General features: G+C 59.1%; 17 protein-coding genes. 8 read left to right on the top strand and 9 right to left on the bottom strand.

Features of this window, described 5'->3' with window-relative positions:
* The first annotated feature begins 53 nt into the window (after positions 1-53).
* The gene (locus K7H94_RS19625) at positions 54-971 is read left to right on the top strand and encodes a LysR family transcriptional regulator (RefSeq protein ID WP_222952316.1); all 918 of its coding nucleotides are present in this window, start codon (positions 54-56) and stop codon (positions 969-971) included.
* A 173-nt stretch (positions 972-1,144) separates the two neighbouring features.
* Here the strand turns inward: K7H94_RS19625 and betA are convergent, their stop codons facing one another.
* The 3 genes from betA to betI are packed head-to-tail and all read right to left on the bottom strand — an operon-like array spanning position 1,145 to position 4,932.
* A complete protein-coding gene (gene betA, locus K7H94_RS19630) occupies positions 1,145-2,824 on the bottom strand; it encodes a choline dehydrogenase (RefSeq protein WP_021509528.1) in 1,680 nt (559 codons plus the stop codon).
* A 25-nt stretch (positions 2,825-2,849) separates the two neighbouring features.
* Complete coding sequence (betB, locus tag K7H94_RS19635; RefSeq protein WP_127834840.1) at positions 2,850-4,322, bottom strand: betaine-aldehyde dehydrogenase; 1,473 nt, start codon at positions 4,320-4,322, stop codon at positions 2,850-2,852.
* A gap of 13 nt (positions 4,323-4,335) precedes the next feature.
* Positions 4,336-4,932 (bottom strand): transcriptional regulator BetI, encoded by a 597-nt coding sequence (gene betI, locus K7H94_RS19640; protein ID WP_058758824.1) that lies wholly within the window; start codon positions 4,930-4,932, stop codon positions 4,336-4,338.
* Between the two features lie 241 nt (positions 4,933-5,173).
* On the opposite strand from betI, the gene K7H94_RS19645 reads away from it, so the two are divergent.
* A complete protein-coding gene (locus K7H94_RS19645) occupies positions 5,174-7,204 on the top strand; it encodes a choline transporter (protein ID WP_021509525.1) in 2,031 nt (676 codons plus the stop codon).
* A 105-nt stretch (positions 7,205-7,309) separates the two neighbouring features.
* Positions 7,310-8,266 carry an apurinic/apyrimidinic endonuclease family protein gene (locus K7H94_RS19650; RefSeq protein ID WP_222952317.1) on the top strand — a complete coding sequence of 319 codons (957 nt, stop codon included), beginning with the start codon at positions 7,310-7,312 and terminating at the stop codon, positions 8,264-8,266.
* Positions 8,267-8,274: 8 nt separating this feature from the next.
* Here the strand turns inward: K7H94_RS19650 and yfiB are convergent, their stop codons facing one another.
* The 5 genes from yfiB to ascF form a co-directional block, all read right to left on the bottom strand.
* On the bottom strand, positions 8,275-8,748 hold the full coding sequence (yfiB, locus tag K7H94_RS19655) for an outer membrane lipoprotein YfiB (RefSeq protein ID WP_059011298.1): 474 nt from the start codon (positions 8,746-8,748) through the stop codon (positions 8,275-8,277).
* Positions 8,745-9,959: a diguanylate cyclase DgcN/YfiN gene (dgcN, locus tag K7H94_RS19660; protein ID WP_222952318.1), complete on the bottom strand. Its 1,215-nt coding sequence runs from the start codon at positions 9,957-9,959 to the stop codon at positions 8,745-8,747. The genes yfiB and dgcN overlap by 4 nt, the downstream gene beginning before the upstream one ends.
* A gap of 1 nt (position 9,960) precedes the next feature.
* Positions 9,961-10,524, bottom strand: coding sequence for a regulatory sequestration protein YfiR (yfiR, locus tag K7H94_RS19665; protein ID WP_215800949.1), 564 nt, complete (start codon positions 10,522-10,524; stop codon positions 9,961-9,963).
* A 326-nt stretch (positions 10,525-10,850) separates the two neighbouring features.
* A complete protein-coding gene (locus K7H94_RS19670) occupies positions 10,851-12,284 on the bottom strand; it encodes a 6-phospho-beta-glucosidase (protein WP_222952319.1) in 1,434 nt (477 codons plus the stop codon).
* A 25-nt stretch (positions 12,285-12,309) separates the two neighbouring features.
* Entirely contained in the window at positions 12,310-13,749 is a 1,440-nt protein-coding gene (ascF, locus tag K7H94_RS19675; protein ID WP_222952320.1) for a PTS cellobiose/arbutin/salicin transporter subunit IIBC, read from the bottom strand.
* Between the two features lie 263 nt (positions 13,750-14,012).
* Here ascF and K7H94_RS19680 point away from each other — a divergent pair, with 263 nt between their 5' ends.
* Positions 14,013-15,032, top strand: a complete 1,020-nt coding sequence (locus K7H94_RS19680) for a LacI family DNA-binding transcriptional regulator (RefSeq protein ID WP_021509518.1) — start codon at positions 14,013-14,015, stop codon at positions 15,030-15,032.
* A gap of 2 nt (positions 15,033-15,034) precedes the next feature.
* On the opposite strand, the gene K7H94_RS19685 is transcribed toward K7H94_RS19680, so the two are convergent.
* Positions 15,035-15,709 (bottom strand): GntR family transcriptional regulator, encoded by a 675-nt coding sequence (locus tag K7H94_RS19685; protein WP_058770544.1) that lies wholly within the window; start codon positions 15,707-15,709, stop codon positions 15,035-15,037.
* A gap of 114 nt (positions 15,710-15,823) precedes the next feature.
* Here K7H94_RS19685 and K7H94_RS19690 point away from each other — a divergent pair, with 114 nt between their 5' ends.
* The 4 genes from K7H94_RS19690 to K7H94_RS19705 are packed head-to-tail and all read left to right on the top strand — an operon-like array spanning position 15,824 to position 19,802.
* Positions 15,824-16,504, top strand: coding sequence for a DUF2848 domain-containing protein (locus K7H94_RS19690; protein WP_222952321.1), 681 nt, complete (start codon positions 15,824-15,826; stop codon positions 16,502-16,504).
* 10 nt (positions 16,505-16,514) lie between these two features.
* Positions 16,515-17,858, top strand: a complete 1,344-nt coding sequence (locus tag K7H94_RS19695; protein ID WP_222952322.1) for an amidase — start codon at positions 16,515-16,517, stop codon at positions 17,856-17,858.
* 2 nt (positions 17,859-17,860) lie between these two features.
* Positions 17,861-18,502, top strand: a complete 642-nt coding sequence (locus K7H94_RS19700; RefSeq protein WP_222952323.1) for a DUF4286 family protein — start codon at positions 17,861-17,863, stop codon at positions 18,500-18,502.
* Positions 18,489-19,802 (top strand): MFS transporter, encoded by a 1,314-nt coding sequence (locus K7H94_RS19705; protein ID WP_132463711.1) that lies wholly within the window; start codon positions 18,489-18,491, stop codon positions 19,800-19,802. Before K7H94_RS19700 ends, K7H94_RS19705 begins: the two co-directional genes overlap by 14 nt.
* Positions 19,803-19,812: the final 10 nt, after the last annotated feature.

Raw genomic sequence — 19,812 nt, forward strand, 5'->3', positions numbered from 1 at the left:
GGGTAAGTTAAATGCTAATTAACTTGTCTTCACTTATGGATTTACTCACCTGAATGAAAAAGAAAGCGCTGGCCCAGGTGACCGACTTTGACCTCAAACTGCTGCGCGTTTTCAAAACCGTCAGCGAGTGCGGCAGCTTTTCCGCTGCCGAAAGCCTGCTCGGTATTACGCGCTCGGCCATCAGCCTGCACATGAGCGATCTGGAAAAACGGCTGGGCATGCGCCTGTGCCAGCGCGGCCGTGCCGGGTTTGCGCTCACTGAGGAAGGGCGTGAAATTTTACGACACAGCGAGACCATGATGGCGGCGGTGGAAGATTTTCGCCAGCAGGTGAACCAGATGCATCAGCAGCTGCGCGGAGAGTTCAACATCGGCATCATCAATAATCTGGTGACGCAGCCGCGCATGCGTCTCACCCATGCACTGGCGGCGCTGCGGGAGAGCGGGGCAGGGATTCGTATCAACATCAGTATGTTAACCGCGGCGGATATCGAGCGAGGTCTGCTGGAAGGACGCCTGCACGTGGGCGCGCTGCCGATGGCGGCGCCGGTCTCCGGGCTGGCGTACGCACAGCTGTATGATGAACATGCGCAGCTCTATTGTAGCCACGCGCACCCGCTGTTTAACCAGGCGGAGCGGCCGGAACACCACGCGCTGGCGGCCTGCGATGCGATAGCGCCGCTGTTTCGCATGCCGGCGGAGGCGATTGCGCTGCATCAGCAGCTGAACTGCAGCGCCACCGCTTCCGATCGCGAAGGGATCGCATTTCTCATTCTCACCGGGCGCTATATCGGTTTCCTGCCGGACCACTACGCCGCGCAGTGGGTGGAGAAAAAGCAAATGCGCGCCCTCGCGCCGCAGCAGTTCCATTACCACAGTCAAATCGCGCTCGTCACCCGCCAGGGCCCGCGTCACAACGCCATCCTGCAACGCTTTTTGCAGGCGCTGGCGCTGGACGAGCACGGCGCTTAGCGGAGGCGTTTAGGTTATCTAGTTACAACATACAGTTAGTGTGCTACATCAATCCGGACGCCAGCACCGTGCGGCGCAAAGTCTGACAGACCTTAGTGGCAGGCAGGGTGGCGAGAGAGAAGAGGGCGAAAAAAAGGGGAGAACCGTACGTTCTCCCCTGAGATATTACTGCTTTATGCGCGCAGCGGCTCGCCGCGCACCGGGCGATCGCCCGCCACGAAGTAGTCCGCTTCGCTGCGCGGCAGCGGCTGGCGGCCACGAATGTTGTCGGCGATCTTCTCGCCAATCATGATGGTGGTGGCATTCAGGTTACCGGTGATGATCAGCGGCATAATTGAGGCGTCGACCACGCGCAGCCCCTGCAGGCCGTGTACGCGACCTTCGCCATCCACAACCGCCATCTCATCGCTGCCCATTTTACAGGTGCCGCACGGATGGTAAGCGGTCTCAGCATGGTTGCGCACAAACTCATCCAGCTGCTCGTCGCTCTGGCACTCCAGCCCCGGACTGATCTCTTTGCCGCGATACTTATCCAGCGCCGGCTGGTTGATGATTTGCCGCGTGATGCGGATGGCATCGCGGAACTCATGCCAGTCCTGCTCGTGCGCCATGTAGTTAAACAGAATCGCCGGATGCCGGCGCGGATCGCGCGACTTAATGCGCACGTGACCGCGGCTTGGCGAACGCATCGAACCGACGTGACACTGGAAACCGTGCGCTTCTACCGCATTCGAGCCGTTGTAGTTAATCGCCACCGGCAGGAAGTGGTACTGAATGTTGGGCCAGGCAAACTCTTCCCGGCTGCGGATAAAGCCACCGCCTTCAAACTGGTTGCTGGCGCCGATACCGGTGCCTTTGAATAGCCACTCGGCACCAATTTTCGGCTGATTCCACCACTTCAGGGCCGGATAGAGCGATACCGGCTCTTTGCACTCGTACTGCAGGTACATCTCCAGATGATCCTGCAGGTTTTCACCGACGCCCGGCAGATCATGCACCAGCGGGATATCGTGCTGCTTCAGCAATGCCGCCGCGCCAACGCCGGAGCGCTGCAGAATCTGCGGCGAGGCGATAGCACCGGCGCACAGCAGCACTTCACGCCGCGCATGCACGGTGTGCGACGTATCGCTGGCGCCGTGCAGATACTGCACGCCGACCGCGCGTTTGCCCTCGAACAGAATACGATCGGTGGTGGCGTGGGTGATGATTTTCAGGTTCGGACGCTGTTTTGCCGTATCCAGATAACCGCGCGCGGTGCTGGAGCGGCGGCCCTGCGGCGTCACGAAACGGTCCATCGGACCAAATCCTTCCTGCTGATAACCGTTGAGATCGTCGGTACGCGGATAGCCTGCCTGCACGCCGGCTTCAATCATCGCGGCGAACAGCGGGTTGTTGCCAGGCTTACAGGTGGTGATGCTCACCGGGCCTTCGCCACCGTGATAATCATTAGCACCGATATCGCGCGTTTCCGACTTGCGGTAGTAGGGCAGGCAGTCGCGGTAAGTCCAGTTTTCCAGTCCCGGCTGCTGCGCCCAGTTGTCGAGATCCATGGCGTTACCGCGGATGTAGCACATGCCGTTGATCAGCGACGAACCGCCCAGCCCTTTACCGCGTCCGCACTCCATGCGGCGGTTATTCATGTGTGGCTCAGGCTCGGTTTCGTACGCCCAGTTGTAGCGTTTGCCCTGTAACGGCCAGGCCAGCGCCGCCGGCATTTGCGTGCGGAAATCAAAGCGGTAATCGGGACCGCCGGCCTCCAGCAGCAGGACGTTCACGCTACTGTCTTCGGTCAGTCTTGTTGCCAAAACGTTCCCTGCGGATCCGGCTCCGATAATGATGTAATCAAATTCCATTAGTCGCTCCTCAGGTTAAGCTTGATTAAAATACCGACTGAAAACGGGTCAGTTCGACCTGCACAGACTTCACCTGGGTGTAGCTCTGCAGCGTCATCAGGCCGTTCTCGCGGCCAATGCCGGAGTGCTTGTAACCGCCCACCGGCATTTCAGCGGCGGATTCACCCCAGGTGTTGATCCAGCAAATGCCCGCTTCAATCTGGTGAATGACGCGGTGCGCGCGATTCAGATCCCGGGTGACCAGACCTGCCGCCAGGCCGTATTCGGTGGCATTGGCGCGGCGCACCACTTCTTCCTCGGTGTCGTAGGTCAGGATCGACATCACCGGTCCGAAAATCTCTTCGCGTACGATGGTCATCTCATCACGGCAATCGGTGAACACGGTCGGTTCTACCCAGGCACCGTTATCAAACGCCGCGCCGCTCAGACGTTTACCGCCGCACAGCAGGCGCGCGCCTTCGCTGATGCCGGATTCGATATAGCGCAACACATTGTCTCGATGCGGGAAGCTGACCAGCGGGCCGAAGTTGGTGGCCGGATCGTTGACATCGCCAGCTTTGATGCGCGCCACGCGTTCAGCGATTTTGGCCTCAAACGCCTGCTGCAACGCCGTCGGAACAAATACGCGCGTGCCGTTGGTGCACACCTGGCCGGAGCTGTAGAAGTTCGCCATCATGGCGATGTCGGCGGCGAGATCGAGGTCGGCATCGTCAAACACGATCAGCGGCGATTTGCCGCCCAGCTCCATGGTCACCTCTTTCAGCGTGGAGCCGGCCGCGTTGGCCATCACTTTTTTGCCGCTGGCCACGCCGCCGGTGAAGGAGATTTTGTCGATGCCCGGATGGTCGGTCAGCAGCTGACCGGTCACCGCGCCGCGCCCGTTCAGCACGTTGAACACGCCATCCGGTACGCCGGCTTCGCTGTAGATTTCTGCCAGCTTCAGCGCGCTCAGCGGCGTCACTTCGCTGGGTTTAAAGATCATCGCGTTACCAGCCGCCAGCGCCGGTGCAGATTTCCACAGCGCGATCTGAATCGGATAGTTCCATGCGCCAATCCCGGCGACCACGCCAAGCGGTTCGCGGCGCGTATAGACGAAGGAGGTATCACGCAGCGGGATCTGCTGGCCTTCCAGCGCCGGAATCAGTCCGGCGTAGTACTCCAGCACATCGGCACCGGTAACAATGTCCACCGCCTGGGTTTCACTCAGCGGTTTACCGGTGTCGAGGGTTTCCAGCGCCGCCAGCTCATCGTTACGCTCGCGCAGGATATCCACCGCACGGCGCAGGATGCGTGAGCGCTCCATCGCCGTCATGGCCGCCCAGATTTTCTGGCCTTTTTGCGCGGCGGCGACCGCGCGATCGACATCCGCCTGCGCGGCTTCATGGACCTCGGCCAGCACTTCGCCATTGGCCGGGTTGATAGTCTGGAATGTATCGCCCGCTGCTGCGGCAACGTATTGACCATCAATGTATAAATGCTGCTCGGTGAATCGGGACATGGTTGCTCCTTCCTCAGTGATTCGCGGCGCCAGCCAGCTGCTGGCGAATGAATTGGGTGGTGAGCGTTCTGGCAATCGCCAGATCAAACGGTTTGCCGCTCAGCGCGGCGCGCAGCCACAGGCCATCAATCAGCGAGGCCAGACCGTGCGCGGCCAGCCGCGCCTGCTCACGCGGCAGCTCGCGGCGAAACTCGGCAGCGAGCGTGGAAAACAGGCGACGGCTGCTGACGCGTTCCAGGCGACCCAGCTGCGGCTGATGCATGCTGCTGGCCCAGAAGTCCAGCCACGCTTTCATCGCCGCGCTGTGCACCTGGGTGTCGTCGAAGTTACCTTCAACAATCGCCAGCAGGCGCGCTTCGGTGCCGGCTCCCGCCAGCGGTTTCAGTCGTGCCGCCACCGCATCACGCAGCTGACGCGTCACGTCGCGCATGGTGGCTTCCAGCAAACCGTTTTTGTCTTTGAAGTAGTGGCTGATGATGCCGGTCGAGACGCCGGCGCGCCGCGCAATCTGCGCAATGGTCGCGTCATTGATCCCGACTTCGTTAATGGTACTCAGGGTCGCATCAATCAGTTGCCGACGACGTATCGGCTGCATTCCCACCTTTGGCATGACTCCAGCTCCACCGCAATGTAAGACCCCTATTAAAACTTTTTTTGATTGCACGTTCAATATAAAAAAGAAACTTGTTAGGATACTGTGTTTCGGTTGTTATAAAAGCGCAACGGGATGGTGAATGCTGAACCGTGCCGAACAATCAGGAGGGAAAACAGGAGAACGATACCGATAAGGCCGATCGCTACGGCCCTGCTACTTCATTGAATAATTACAGGAAATTAACCAGAGGTAACCGATGATTAATCCACCTGCCAGTGAAAAAGACAGAATCAATCCCGTGGTGTTTTACACCTCTGCCGGACTGATTCTGACATTTTCACTTGTCACCATTTTGTACAGCGATCTCGCTGCCGGCTGGATTCAAAGCGCCGTCAACTGGGTATCGTCCACCTTTGGCTGGTACTACATGCTGGCCGCTACGCTGTATATCGTCTTCGTCATCTATATGGCCTGTTCACGCTACGGCGCCATCAAGCTGGGCCCGGAGCAGTCCAAACCCGAATTCAGTCTGCTGAGCTGGTCGGCAATGCTGTTTGCCGCCGGCATCGGCATCGATTTGATGTTCTTCTCGGTGGCGGAACCGGTCACGCAGTATATGCAGCCGCCGGAAGGCGCCGGGCAGACTCTGGAAGCGGCGCGTCAGGCGATGGTGTGGACGCTGTTCCACTACGGTCTGACCGGCTGGTCGATGTATGCGCTGATGGGCATCGCGCTCGGCTACTTCAGCTACCGCTATAATCTGCCGCTCACCATTCGCTCGGCGCTCTATCCGATCTTCGGCAAGCGCATTAACGGCCCGATTGGCCACACGGTGGATATCGCGGCGGTGATCGGTACCATTTTTGGTATCGCCACCACGCTGGGTATCGGCGTGGTACAGCTCAACTACGGGCTGAAAGTGTTATTTGATGTGCCGGAAGGGCTGACGGCGCAGATGGCGCTGATTGTACTGTCGGTGGTGATCGCCACCATTTCGGTGACCTCGGGCGTGGATAAAGGCATCCGCATCCTGTCGGAGCTGAATGTCGCGCTGGCGCTTGGTCTGATTCTGTTTGTGCTGTTTATGGGCAAGACGGATTTCCTGCTCAACGCGCTGGTGCTGAACGTCGGTGATTACATCAACCGCTTTATGGGCATGACGCTCAACACCTTTGCGTTTGATCGTCCGACGCAGTGGATGAACAGCTGGACGCTGTTTTTCTGGGCGTGGTGGGTGGCGTGGTCGCCGTTTGTCGGCCTGTTCCTCGCCCGTATTTCCCGCGGCCGTACCATCCGCGAGTTTGTACTCGGCACGCTGATCATCCCGTTCACCTTCACGCTGCTGTGGCTGTCGGTGTTCGGTAACGCGGCGCTGTACGAGATCATCCACGGCGATGCCGGTTTTGCCCAGGAAGTGATGGCGCATGCCGAGCGCGGTTTCTACAGCCTGCTGGCGCAGTACCCGGCGTTTAAGTTCAGCGCCTCGGTCGCTACGATTACCGGCATGCTGTTTTATGTTACCTCGGCGGATTCCGGCTCGCTGGTGCTGGGAAACTTCACCTCGAAGCTGAAGGATATCAACAGCGATGCGCCAAACTGGCTGCGCATTTTCTGGTCGGTGGCGATTGGCGTGCTGACCATGGGCATGCTGATGACCAACGGCATCTCTGCGCTGCAAAACACCACGGTGATCATGGGCCTGCCGTTCAGCTTCGTGATCTTCTTTGTGATGGCCGGGCTGTATAAATCACTCAAAGTGGAAGATCACCGCCGCGCCAGCGCCAGCCGTGATACCGCGCCCTATATTCCGGCGAGCAATGACCGTCTGAGCTGGAAAAAGCGGCTGTCGCGCCTGATGAACTACCCGGGCACGCGCTATACCCAGCAGATGATGGAAACCGTGATCTATCCGGCGATGCAGGATGTCGCCAAAGAGCTGGAGCTGCGCGGCGGTCGCGTATCGCTGGAGAGCGTTGCGCCGGAAGAGGGCCAGCCGCTGGGCTACCTTGATCTGCGCGTGCACCTCGGCGAGGAGCAGGATTTCGTCTATCAGGTGTGGCCGCAGCAGTACTCGGTACCGGGCTTTACCTATCGCGCCCGCAGCGGTAAGTCGCACTATTACCGGCTGGAAACCTTCCTGCTGGAGGGCAGCCAGGGTAACGATCTGATGGACTACAACAAGGAGCAGGTGATCATCGACATTCTCGATCAGTACGAGCGTCACCTGAACTTTATCCATCTGCATCGTGAAGCGCCGGGCAGCAATATCACTTACCCGAGCGTGTAACAGTGCGGGCAGCCGTGCAAGGCGGCTGCCCGTTTAATCACGTGGCGTTCCTCGCATAATTGCCAGCGGCAGCTAGACTCACTAGCTGACCTGAAGGGGAACATAATGAAATTGGGTTTTGCGTGTAAGTACTTTGATTCTGAGGCTAAACAGCCATTTCCATTTAAAACCACCACCCGCACACGCTTTCTCGCTATGGAGCGTAACGCGGCGGCCACGCTGCTAATGACACTGGCACAAAATAACCTGCAGAACCTCTCTCTGACGCTGGAACAGCTGGCGCAGCAGCCGGATGCGTTGCGCATGATGCGCATCGGCAGCGATCTGCTGCCGCTGTACACCGTGCCGCTGGCCACTGAACTGTATGGCGATATTCTGCCCGAGCTGCAGCCGCTGTTTAGCCGCTGCGGCGAATTGGCCCGCGCGCACAACATTCGCCTGTCGTTCCATCCCGGCCAGTATACGGTGCTGGCTTCGGATAATGATGACGTGGTGGATCGGGCGCTGGAGGATGTCGAGTACCATACGCTGTGCGCGGTGCTGATGGGCTACGGCAGGCAGTTTCAGGATTTCAAAATCAACATCCACATGAACGGCAAACGCGGTATTGAGGGCTTTCGCGCGGCGTTTATGCGCCTCAGTCCGGAAGCCCGCAATATGCTGACGGTGGAAAATGACGAAATTTCCTGCTCGCTGGATGACGTCTTGCAGGCGCGTGCGCTGTGTCCGGTGGTACTGGATATTCACCATCACTGGGTGAAAGAGAATCAGTTTATTCAGGCCAGCGATGCGCGCGTGGCACTGATTCTGGAGTCGTGGCGCGGCGTGCGGCCGGTGCTGCACTATTCGATCGCCCAGGAAGGGTTGATCCCGGAGAGCGGCTTTCCCGATCAGGAGCTACTCGCCGCCTCAAAGCCGAAGCTGCGCGCCCATTCTGACTACTATTTCAACCAGACGCTGAATGACTGGGCGCTGTCGTTTGATCGCTTCGACATCATGTGCGAAGTCAAAATGAAGAACCTCGCGCGCGATCGCCTGTATGACTATGCGCAGACGCGCTGATTAACCGCTTACGGCGCCGTGATCACAATGGCGACGCGGCGATTTTGCGCCCGGCCCTGCGCAGTGTTATTGCTGGCGACCGGCGCGCTCATGCCCAGCCCGCGCGTCACGATGTTTTGCCGTGGAATCGCCGCGCCGGTGGCCCACTGATCGGCCACCGCGTTGGCGCGTTTCAGCGACAGCTGCTGGTTGTAATCCGCTTTGCCGTAGTTATCGGTGTGGCCGTCAACGCGCAGATGTTCAATGCCGGTGGCGGCCAGGCTTTTCGCCATCTGCGCAATGCTGGCTTTGCTGGCGGGCGTCAGGTCAGATTCATTGATGCCAAACAGGATTTTATCGGACAGGCCCAGTCCCCAGCCTTCGGCGTTTTCGCTGAAGCCGGCGTCGCGCATCGCTTTAATCTGCGCGTCGCTAAAACGCCCGGTTGACTGACAGCCGACACAGGCCAGCACCATAACCAGCAAACATGATTTCAGTTTCATACGCGTACCTTACTCATTCCTTTGTTTTTATACATATGCATATCGGCGCGCTCCAGAATCGACGCCACCGAATCGCCATGCTGCGACCAGGCGTAGCCGATGGTCACCGATGTGGTGATCTGCGTGCCTTCCGAAATCACAATCGATTGCGCGATTGCGGTACGAATATCTTCCGTCAGCTGCTGCAGATCGGCTTCTGAGGTGCGGCTGGTGATCAGCATGGCAAACTCGTCACCGCCCAGCCGCGCTACCAGATCGTCCTGATACGCCAGCGCGCTGAGGCGCGCCGCGATAGCCTTCAATACTTCATCACCGGCGGCATGGCCCCAGTTGTCGTTAATGCTCTTGAAGCGGTCGCCGTCGAGAAACAGCAGCACAAAATTCTCATGCGCCAGCTGCTGATCCAGCAACTGCGACAGGCGGCCAACAAACGCCGAGCGGTTGGCCAGTCCGGTTAACGGATCCTCCAGCGCTTTGGCCGCCAGTGAACGGTTATCGCGCAGCAGCGAGGCTTTTAGCGTCTGCATTTCACTCAGCAGCGAGTTGAGATCTTCGGAAAACAGCTGAAACTCTTTGGTCGGATTTTGCGGTACGCGCGTCGAGAAATCGCCAGAGCGAATCACGTAATGGATGGCGCTGGTGATATTGCGCAGCGAGCGCAGAATACCACGATGCAGAAATTCACTCAGCAGGCAGGAAATCACCAGCACGCACACCATACCGATGGATAAAATCATCACCGAATAGCGAATAAAATCAGCCGCACCGCTGACGGTGCCAGCCAGCATTAAATGGCCGACCTGGGTTTCGGCGTGATTAATTTCCACCGCCAGCGGCTGCTGATAAATCCAGCGACGCAGTAGCGTTTCATACCAGCCGCTCTCTTGCTGGCGATCGTGCCAGTCCACCAGTACGGTATTGCCCGCCGTGACCAGCTTCGCGGAGGCAAACATCCCTTCATTGCCGAGCAGGGCTATTTTGTTGCGGGCATCATAGCTGTCTTCAAATACCGTCGCGGCGGTCAGGCTGGTGCTGAGTGTGGCGGCAATGAGTTCGAGGTTTCTTTTCTCATAGCGTTTAATAAACAGTAAAGACGTCGATGTCAGCAGCAGCCAGCACAGCAGTAATATCACGGCGGCATTGACGGTGCTGATACGACGCAACTTATTGCGAATCGATGATTTATCTTTTTTTATGCTATCAAACTTCATCTTATTTGCTTCCTTTGCGGGACAGCAACAACACGTCCGGGCTCACTCTGACACCGCTGCGCGCCAGCGAGTCAAGGTTGACGGAAAATGCGGTGTGATCGCGGTTAAAGATCAGACAAAAGGCCGCGCCAACCGCACAGTCCGGGTTGTTTTCCGCGATGGACAGGACGGCTTTACCCTGTAGCATCGCCAGCAGTTCAGTTTGCTGCGGCGGCGTCTGATCGCCGAAGTAAATGGCATCGCAGCGCTGGCGGCTGAGTTCGCTGGTCTGGTTAATCCACACCACGCTGAACGGCGTCGGGCCCTGAGGCTGCGCAAGGTGCTGTGCTGAAGCGAATACGCACAGCTGTGGCGGCTGTGTTAACTGTGGCCAGTGGCTAAAACTGATGATGCCGCTGACGATGCGGTTAGCCTGATCGTCACGCTGAACCGCACTGTTTGCCGCCTGAGCAGCAGGAAAACAGAGGAGATAAATGAGAGAAAATACGGGAAGAAATGCGCGTAAGCCCTGCAATAAATAGAGCAGCTGGCTGTCGCCCTTCACCTTTAATTGTAGTTGTAACATAGCGCTATCTCTGAACAGCAACCGGGAAATAGTACCATCGCGCTGTACAAAAGAGTACCGCCGTACAGGCGCTGATACCGCGATCAGGCAGGGTAGAATAAATTCGTCAGGACCGGATTTAAATAGAGAGTTAAAAGAGGAATGAATAAAAAATCAGCAGGATAAGCGTATTAAGGCTGACTTCTGCCGGATATTCCCGCAGCAAAATTAGCGCAGCGGCGCGATTTTTCGCAAAAAGATTTGCCCGGCGACGCCGGATATTCCCTTTGTGGCGCAATGGCCCTGAATTGAACAATCATTCAGCGCCATTCACCGCATATTTTTAATTAAAAATCCAAATCCCGGCCGTTGCTGGCAATGACCCGCTGATACCACCAGAAGGATTTTTTGCGCAGCCGGTTGAGCGTGCCGTTACCGTGGTCGTCGCGATCGACATAGACAAATCCGTAGCGTTTACTCATTTCACCGGTCGACGCCGCGACCAGATCGATGCAACCCCAGGTGGTGTAGCCCATCACCGGCACGCCGTCAGCAATCGCTTCACCCATGGCGCGAATGTGCTGTTGCAGGTAGCTGATGCGGTAATCGTCTGCAATTTCCCCGCTGGCATTGATTTCATCGTGCGCGCCGAGACCGTTTTCCACCAGAAACAGCGGCTTCTGATAGCGGTCGTACATCATATTCATGGTGATGCGCAGGCCAAGGGGATCAATGCCCCAGCCCCAGGCGCTGCGCGCCAGATGCGGATTGGTCAGCGACTTCACCACGTTGGCGGCGCTGCTGTTCTGTTCATTCATCTCTGCCGACGCGCAGCGCGAGGCGTAATAGCTGAAGGAGATGAAATCGACGGTATGGCGCAGCAGTTCGCTATCGCCTTCCGCCATGACAATCTCCACGCCTTTCTCGCGGAATACCCGGGCGGCATAAGCGGGATAAGCGCCGCGCGCCTGGACGTCGATAAAGAATAAGTTCTCGCGATCTTTCTGTAACGCGGCCCACACATCTTCCGGCTTGCAGGACCACGGATAAAAGTTGCCGCCGGCCAGCATGCAGCCAATCTGATTCTGCGGATTGATCTCATGGGCGATTTTGGTTACCAGCGCGCTGGCGACCAGTTCATGATGCGCTGCCTGATATTTCACCTGTTCGTGATGTTCATCCGGCGCGAACACCAGACCGGCACCGGAGAACGGGCTGTGCAGCAGGATATTGATCTCGTTAAAGGTCAGCCAGTACTTCACCAGCCCATCAAACGCTTCGAAGCAGGTGCGGGCGTAGCGGGCGAAGAAATCGATCATTTTACGGTTGCGCCACGAGCCGTATTCGGTGACCAGATGCATCGGCACATCGAAGTGACACAGCGTGACCAGCGGTTCGATGCCGTATTTGCGGCACTCCTCAAAAACGCTGCGATAGAAGGCGATACCTTCCGCGTTCGGCGTCAGCTCATCGCCGTTAGGATAAATGCGGCTCCAGGCGATGGAGGTGCGAAACACCGTGAAGCCCATCTCCGCCATCAGGGCGATATCTTCTTTATAGCGGTGATAAAAATCGATGGCGTCGTGGCTCGGATAGAACTCATCGTCGCGCAGCGTAAAGCGCGGCTCCAGCCCCAGCTTAACCGCCATACGGTGCTCGCCGTGGGGAATCATGTCCACCGTGGTTAAGCCTTTACCGCCGGCGCGATAACTCCCCTCTGACTGGTTGGCGGCTAATGCGCCGCCCCATAAAAATCCCGCAGGAAATGTCACTTCAGACATCACTCACCTCAATCACAGTCCATTATTAGTTTGCGCTGACCGGCTTTGCCGCTTCCGACTTACCGGGGCGCGGCGCGGTCTCTGTCACCGGAATATCTTCAAAGCCAAGAATCAGCGTCAGAATGAACGACAGCACCACTGACAGCACCATCACGCCAGCCACCCAGACGATGCTCATCGGGTTGGTGGGATCGAAAAACTGGACGCTGGTAAACAGGCCCGGTGAGGCCATCGAGTGGCTGGCGAGGCCGCCAATGCCGGCCACCGCACCACAGATAAAGCCGCTGATCAGGCTGGCAATCAGCGGGCGCTTCAGGCGCACCGCCACGCCGTACAGCGCCGGTTCGGAAATGCCAGCGACGATGGCGGAAGCTGCCGCCGCGAACGCCGTCTGCCGCAGTTCCGGATTTTTGGTTTTGAACGCCACCGCCAGCGATGAGCCGCCCAGTGACAGGTTGGCACCAATTTCCGACGGCATTACCATGCCTTCTTTGCCGGTCTCAGCGATGGTCTGAATAATGGTCGGGGTAAACACGCGATGCATGCCGGTCATCACCAGCAGCGGCCACAGCGCGCCCATGATCGCCACCGACAGCCAGCCGAGATAACCGTGAATGGTGTACACCAGCGCCGAAATGCCGCTACCGATCCAGATACCGAGCGGGCCAATAAAGACGATGGCGATGGGGGCTGCAATCAGCACAATCAGCATCGGTTTAAGGAAGTTTTTGGTCACCGCCGGGGTAAAGCGATCGACCCAGTATTCGATGTGCGACAGAATCCACGTCATCACCAGCGCGGGGATCACCGTGTAGGTGTATTTCACCGCGGTGACCGGCACTGAGGCGAATTCCACCACCTGACCCTGCGCCGCTTTGGCCATCAGGTCGATAAAATTGGGATGCACCAGCACGCCGGCAATGGCAATCGCCAGCGACATATTGGTTTTAAATTTAAGCGCCGCCGAAGCCGCCACCATCACCGGCAGGAAGAAGAAGGCGCCGTCACCAATCACATTCAGGATGATCAGCGTCGACGAGCCTTTGGGCAGCACGCCGCTCATCTCCAGCATCATCGCCAGCAGTTTCACCATCGATCCGCCAATGATCGCCGGGATCAGCGGTGACATGGTGCCGACCAGCGCATCGAGAATGCCCGCGCCGATACTGCGCAGCGTGATTTTCCGTTTCACCGGCGCGCTGCCGCTGTTGCCCGGCGTGCCGAGTTTCATCACTTCCTGAAAGGCGAGATTGACGTTGTTGCCGATGATCACCTGACACTGGCTGTCGGTGTGCACCACGCCCATTACGCCGGGAATGGCTTTCAGCGTAGCATTGTCGACGCGCGCGCTGTCTTTCACCACGAAGCGCAGGCGTGTCATGCAGTGGGTAACGGCTTCAATATTCTCTAATCCGCCGAGCGAGGCCACAATGGCTCGTGCGGCGTCAGCGTAGTTGGTCGCCATGAATGTTTGTCTCTGATTGTAGGGTAGAGGAAACGTCGGTTTCGTCTGGCTGTTATGTGTTCATGAGAAACCGGTTTCACAAAATCATGAACAGGCGCATTCATTCAGACAAGAAAAATCGCTATTCTCGTTTTAATTTTGTGATGTTGATCGGCTGACGTGCGGCGGGTTCTTCACCCGCAGGTGCAGGGCGACAAGAAAATTCCCCGTCTTATTCATCGCTTAGGTACACTGAGGCGATGAGCAGCGAAGCAGAGTGAAGCATGGCAACCATACTTGAGGTGGCAAAAAAGGCCGGCGTGTCAAAAGCGACGGTGTCGCGCGTGTTGTCCGGCAACGGCTACGTGAGCCAGGAGAAGCGCGATCGGGTGTACCAGGCGATTGCTGAGACCGGCTTCCGGCCGAATTTGCTGGCGCGCAATCTGGCGACTAAATCCAGCCAGACCATCGGCCTGGTGATCACCAACACGCTGTATACCGGCAGCTATTTCAGCGAAATGATGCAGCATTCGGCGCGTATTCTTGAGCAGCAGGGCCGTCAGCTACTGCTGGTGGACGGCAAACACAGCGCCGAAGAGGAGCGCGCGGCGATTCAGTTTCTGCTCGATCTGCGCTGCGATGGCGTGATCATCTATCCGCGTTTTCTCACCATTGATGAGATGGACAGCATCATTGCCCAGCACCGCCATCCAATTCTGGTGATCAACCGGCGACTGCGTCAGCACGACAGTTACTGCATCTACTCCGATCAGCAGCGCACCAGCGCCGAGGCGGTGGCGCAGTTGATTGCACTCGGCCATCGCGATATTGCTTTTATCACCGGATCGCTTGACTCGCCGACCGGGCGCGAGCGCCTGGCCGGTTATCACGCGGCACTGGCGCAGCATCAGCTGGTGGCGGATGACGCACTGGTAGTGGAAGGCAAATGGCAGGCGCAGCACGGGGCAGCGGCAGTGGAAACGCTGCTGGCGCGCGGTAAACCGTTCAGCGCGCTGGTCGCTAGTAACGATGAGATGGCGGTGGGCGCGCTGAAAGCGCTGGCGGCGCATAACATCCGCGTGCCGCAGCAGGTGGCGGTGCTGGGTTTCGACGATATACCGCTGGCGCCCTATACCATTCCGGCGCTGGCCAGCGTGCGCATGCCGGTGACTGGCATGATCGAGGAGACCATTGAACGCCTGGTATCGATGCTTGACGGCGGCGAAATGCGTAACCGCAAAACCTTTGCCGGCGAGCTGATTCTGCGTGAATCCGTCGGTCCCGGCCCGTTTTACCCTGGCTGAAATCAGGCATTCAGCAGCGCCTGCTTAAACGAATAGATGTGCACGCGCGCGGCGTCTTCTGCCCGTGTTACGTCACCCTGCGCCAGCGCCGCAATGATTGCGTCATGCTCGGCAATCACCTCCTGCATGTGCTGTGCGCTCGACAGCGTGGTTGCCCAGAAGCGCTGCGCCTGGGCATGGATGATGCTGAGAATATCTGACAGACGCCCGTTGCCGGCGATGTCAGCCAGCACCTGATGAAACTCGCGGTCCAGCAGCATCATCTGCTCACGATCGCGCGCCACGCTGGCGGCGGCGATGCGCTGATTCAGCGCCTGTAGCTGGGCAATCTGCGCCGGATTCACGCGCTGCGTCGCCAGCCGCAGACACAGCGCTTCATTTACCAGCCGTACTTCAATCAGCTCCAGCGCATCGTCAATCGACAGCGGTGCCACCATCACCCCTTTACGCGGGATAATCTGCAGTAACCCTTCGGTCGCCAGCCGGTGTACCGCCTGGTTAACCGGCGTGCGGCCCATAGCCAGATCCTCCATCACCTGCGCGGTATTAAGATATTCACCTGGCTTATAGCGCAGCGTAATCAGGCGATGCCTGAACGCCAGATAGGCCTGTTCATTCAATGAAACGCTTTTTTGTCCGGCCTGTGACTTCACATTTTCAGCAACTGAATCACTCATCACGCAGATCCTTATTGGGGTACTGAGACATCTTACACAAAAACCTGGCATGAAAATGGCTATCTTGAAATTGCAGTGAAATTTCACACGCATTTTTCATCAGGAGATCATCGCATGCATTTACGCTTTACAACCGACTCACAAGCCGCCCCGGTGCTGGATGTCGACATTAAGCAGCTGGTCATTGCCGGGTGGGTAGGCCGCGACCAGGCGGCGGTGCTGCACCATATCAGGGAGCTGGAGGCGCTGGGCGTGCCCGCACCTGGTGCAGTCCCGCTGTTTTATCGCGTAGCCACCCAGCAGCTGGCGCAGCACAGCCCGCTGGAAGTGGTGGGCGAGCAAACCTCCGGCGAAGCCGAGCCGTTTGTGTTTTTCCATCGCGGCGAATACTGGGTGTCGCTGATTTCCGATCACACCGACCGTCACCTGGAAACCTTCAGCGTGGCACTGTCGAAGCAGGCCTGCGTTAAGCCGGTCGCCGATCATGCGTGGCGTATGGCAGAGGTTGAGCCGCACTGGGACAGGCTGGAGCTGCGCGCGTGGATCAAAGTCAACGGCGACTGGGTGACTTATCAGCAGGGCACGCTCGACTCTCTGCTCACGCCGATGGATCTGCTGGCGCGCTACTTTGGCGATCGCCCGGTCAGCGAAGGCTTTGCGATGTCATGCGGCACGTTGAGCGCGATTGGTGGCATCCGTCCGGCCAGCGAGTTCCGCATGGCGCTGCACGATCCGCTGCTGAATCGCACGCTGGAACACCACTATGTCACCGGCGCACTGCCGGTGATTGCCTGAGGAGACGCGTATGACCACCTTATGGCAGGCGAGCCAGCAACTGCGCGCCGGAGATCTCACCGCAAGCGCCGAGACGCAACAGGCACTACGCGCCGCCGAGCAGCCATCGGGCGAAGGCGCACGCGTGTTTACGCGGACCTGCGCCGACCGCGCCGTTCAGCAGGCGCAGCAGGCTGATGCGCGCTGGCAACAGCAGCAGCCGCGCAGCCCGATTGACGGACTGCCAGTCAGCATCAAAGACCTGTTTGATGTGGCGGACGAACCCACCTGCGCCGGCTCGCGCGTGCTGGCGGATGCGCCGCCCGCCGCGCGCGACGCGCATATCGTGCAGCAGCTGAAACAGGCCGGTGCCGCTATCGTCGGCAAAACCAACATGACCGAGTTCGCTTTTTCCGGGCTCGGTATCAATCCGCACTACGGCACGCCGGCTAACCCATGGCAGCGCGGCGAAAAACGCATTCCCGGCGGTTCTTCATCCGGCGCGGCGGTGGCGGTGGCCGACGGCATGTGCCTCGCGGCGGTCGGCACGGACACCGGCGGCTCGGTGCGGATACCGGCGGCGCTGTGCGGGCTGACCGGCTTCAAACCCAGCGCCAGCCACATTAATCAGGCCGGCACGCTACCGTTATCGGCGGCACTCGACAGTATTGGCGTAATTGCCCATGACGTGCGCAGCTGCTGGCTGCTCGACAGCGTCATCGCCGATCGGCCTTTGCCGCTGACAGAGCGTGATATCAAGCGGGCGCACTTTGCGATTCCACAGACCCGGGTGCTGGACGGGCTGGATCTCGCGGTCAGCCAGGCGTGGCACCACGCGCTGGCACAGCTGCGCGCGCAAGGTGCCACGCTCACCGAGCTGCCGCTGTCTGAACTGGCAGAACTGGAAACCATGAACGCCCGGGGCGGCATCACCGCCTGGGAAGCCTGGCAGTGGCATCAGTCGCTGCTGCAGTCGCACGCGACGGGTTATGACCCGCAGGTACGGATGCGCATTGAGCGCGGCGCGTTGCTGAACGAGGCCGACGCACAACTGTTGTATCAGCAGCGCGCCGACTGGCGGCAGCGGGTGGAGCAGGCGGTGGCACCGTTCGATGGCCTGCTGCTGCCCACCGTGCCGCTGATTGCGCCGACCATCGCCGAACTCGACGACCCGGAGCGCTATCGCCAGGTCAACCTGCTGATGCTGCGCAACACCAGCGTGATCAACATGCTGGACGGCTGCGCCATCTCCCTGCCTTGTCATCAGCCCGGCAGTGCGCCGGTGGGTCTGATGCTGGCCGCCACCCATGGCCACGATGCCGCGCTGCTCAGCTGGGCGCTGGCGCTTGAATCCATCCTGCAACGAGGTCTCTGAAAATGACACATCCTCACGGCATGCTGTTCGTCGCCACCAACGTCGCCGCTGAAAACGAAGCTGATTTCAATCAATGGTATGACCATGAACATGTCGCCGAGCGCGTCGCCATTGACGGCTTTCTCAGCGGCACGCGCTATCAGGCGCTGGATGCTGAACGCAAGTACCTCGGACTGTATGAAACCCGCTCGCTGGAAACCTTCACCAGCGCCGATTACTACGCCGCCTTCACGCGCCAGACGCCGTGGTCGGTAAAAAACCTGGAGCGGATGATCAAACCGATGCGCCGCGTGTGTGCCATCACTCAGCAGCACGGTCAGGGCAGCGGCAGCCACCTTGCGGTGCTGACGCTACAGGCTGGCATTGAAACTGCAACGCTCAACGCCTGGCAGCAGCAGGTTGCCACGGTGCCGGGCTATATCGCCTCGCGCTTACTCACGCCGGACACCACGCTGAGCACGCCGCTGCCACAGGAAGATCGGGCGCAGCGCGCCATGCAGCCGATGCTGCTGCTCAGCTGTTCGTGCGCCGATGCCTGCCAGACACTGGCGGCCGCCGCGGCACAGGCGCTCAATGCCCGCGCTGAATTTTATGCGCTCAGCTGGCAGCTCACTAAACAGGAGATGGCTCATGGCGAATACTGATTCTACTCTGCCGCACGCCGCGCGTGCCGCAGCAGGGAAAACCCACACCGGCCGTCTTGCCGCGGCCAGCTCCATCGGCACCGCGCTGGAGTGGTACGACTTTACCGTTTACAACATCATGGCGGCGCTGGTATTTAACCATGTGTTTTTCCCCAGCTTCGATCCGCTGGTCGGCACCATTCTGGCGTTTTCAACTTACGCGGTGGGTTATGTGTCGCGTCCGGTGGGCGGTTTTATCTTTGGCCATCTCGGGGATGTCGCCGGGCGCAAGGCGGTCTTGATCACCACGCTGGTGATCATGGGCGTGACTACGGCGCTGATGGGCATGCTGCCCGGTTATGCGCTGTGGGGCATCTGGAGCCCGATTCTGCTGGTGGCGCTGCGCTTTGTGCAAGGCATCGCGCTGGGCGGCGAATGGGCCGGCGCGGTGTTGCTCTCCATGGAGCACGGCGAAGCCAGTAAGCGCGGGCGTAACGCCTCGTTCGCCCAGGTCGGGCCTTCCTGCGGCACGTTAATTGGCACCGGCTTTATCACTTTAGTGACGTTGTCACTCAGCGGCGAGCAGTTTCAGGAGTGGGGCTGGCGCATCCCGTTCCTGCTCAGTCTGCTGCTGGTGATGTTTGGCCTGTGGCTGCGGCGCGGCGTGGAAGAAACCCCGACTTTCGTGGCGATGCAGCAGGCGGAGAAAACCAGCCACACGCCGCTGAAAGAGGTGTTCCTGCGCTATCCACGTGAACTGCTGATCGCCGGCGGCTCGCGCATCGGCTCCGACGTGCTATACGCGCTGGTAGTGGTGTTCACCCTGACATACGTCACCACCGTGCTACAGCTGCCGCGTCCGCTGGCGCTGATGGCGACGATGGTCGGCGCGATTGGCAACGCGTTGACGGTGCCGCTGTTTGGTGCGCTGTCCGACCGCCTTGGCCGCCGTCCGGTGTACATTGCCGGTGCGCTGCTGGCTATCGTCTGGTCGTTTGTGTTTTTTGTCCTGCTCGACAGCACCCAGCCGTGGCTGATTGTGCTGGCGGTGGTGATTGGCCTGCTGATTCACGCCGTGATGTACGGTCCGCAGGCGGCGTTTGTCACCGAGCAGTTCCCGAGCCACGTGCGCTATGCCGGTTCGTCACTGGCCTATACGCTGGCCGGCATCATCGGCGGCGGTTTTGCCCCGCTGATCATTACCTCGCTGTACAAAGAGCTGGGCAGCACGCTGTGGGTGTCACTGTATGTGACGCTGGCGCTGGCGATTACTTTGTTTGCCTTATGGAAAGCCAAAGAAACCGCGCACCAGTCGCTGTAATCACCTCTGG

Origin of the sequence: Pantoea dispersa (assembly GCF_019890955.1) — a bacterium.
Classification (GTDB): Bacteria; Pseudomonadota; Gammaproteobacteria; order Enterobacterales; family Enterobacteriaceae; genus Pantoea; species Pantoea dispersa.

Excerpts from the sequence above, each read along its gene's own strand:
- K7H94_RS19650 (WP_222952317.1), top strand. The coding sequence starts at position 7,310 with ATGAAATTGGGTTTTGCGTGTAAGTACTTTGATTCTGAGGCTAAACAG.
- K7H94_RS19625 (WP_222952316.1), top strand. The coding sequence starts at position 54 with ATGAAAAAGAAAGCGCTGGCCCAGGTGACCGACTTTGACCTCAAACTG.
- betB (WP_127834840.1), bottom strand. The coding sequence starts at position 4,322 with ATGTCCCGATTCACCGAGCAGCATTTATACATTGATGGTCAATACGTT.
- K7H94_RS19680 (WP_021509518.1), top strand. The coding sequence starts at position 14,013 with ATGGCAACCATACTTGAGGTGGCAAAAAAGGCCGGCGTGTCAAAAGCG.
- yfiR (WP_215800949.1), bottom strand. The coding sequence starts at position 10,524 with ATGTTACAACTACAATTAAAGGTGAAGGGCGACAGCCAGCTGCTCTAT.
- yfiB (WP_059011298.1), bottom strand. The coding sequence starts at position 8,748 with ATGAAACTGAAATCATGTTTGCTGGTTATGGTGCTGGCCTGTGTCGGC.
- K7H94_RS19690 (WP_222952321.1), top strand. The coding sequence starts at position 15,824 with ATGCATTTACGCTTTACAACCGACTCACAAGCCGCCCCGGTGCTGGAT.
- dgcN (WP_222952318.1), bottom strand. The coding sequence starts at position 9,959 with ATGAAGTTTGATAGCATAAAAAAAGATAAATCATCGATTCGCAATAAG.
- betI (WP_058758824.1), bottom strand. The coding sequence starts at position 4,932 with ATGCCAAAGGTGGGAATGCAGCCGATACGTCGTCGGCAACTGATTGAT.
- K7H94_RS19705 (WP_132463711.1), top strand. The coding sequence starts at position 18,489 with ATGGCGAATACTGATTCTACTCTGCCGCACGCCGCGCGTGCCGCAGCA.
- K7H94_RS19645 (WP_021509525.1), top strand. The coding sequence starts at position 5,174 with ATGATTAATCCACCTGCCAGTGAAAAAGACAGAATCAATCCCGTGGTG.
- K7H94_RS19685 (WP_058770544.1), bottom strand. The coding sequence starts at position 15,709 with ATGAGTGATTCAGTTGCTGAAAATGTGAAGTCACAGGCCGGACAAAAA.
- K7H94_RS19700 (WP_222952323.1), top strand. The coding sequence starts at position 17,861 with ATGACACATCCTCACGGCATGCTGTTCGTCGCCACCAACGTCGCCGCT.
- ascF (WP_222952320.1), bottom strand. The coding sequence starts at position 13,749 with ATGGCGACCAACTACGCTGACGCCGCACGAGCCATTGTGGCCTCGCTC.
- betA (WP_021509528.1), bottom strand. The coding sequence starts at position 2,824 with ATGGAATTTGATTACATCATTATCGGAGCCGGATCCGCAGGGAACGTT.
- K7H94_RS19695 (WP_222952322.1), top strand. The coding sequence starts at position 16,515 with ATGACCACCTTATGGCAGGCGAGCCAGCAACTGCGCGCCGGAGATCTC.
- K7H94_RS19670 (WP_222952319.1), bottom strand. The coding sequence starts at position 12,284 with ATGTCTGAAGTGACATTTCCTGCGGGATTTTTATGGGGCGGCGCATTA.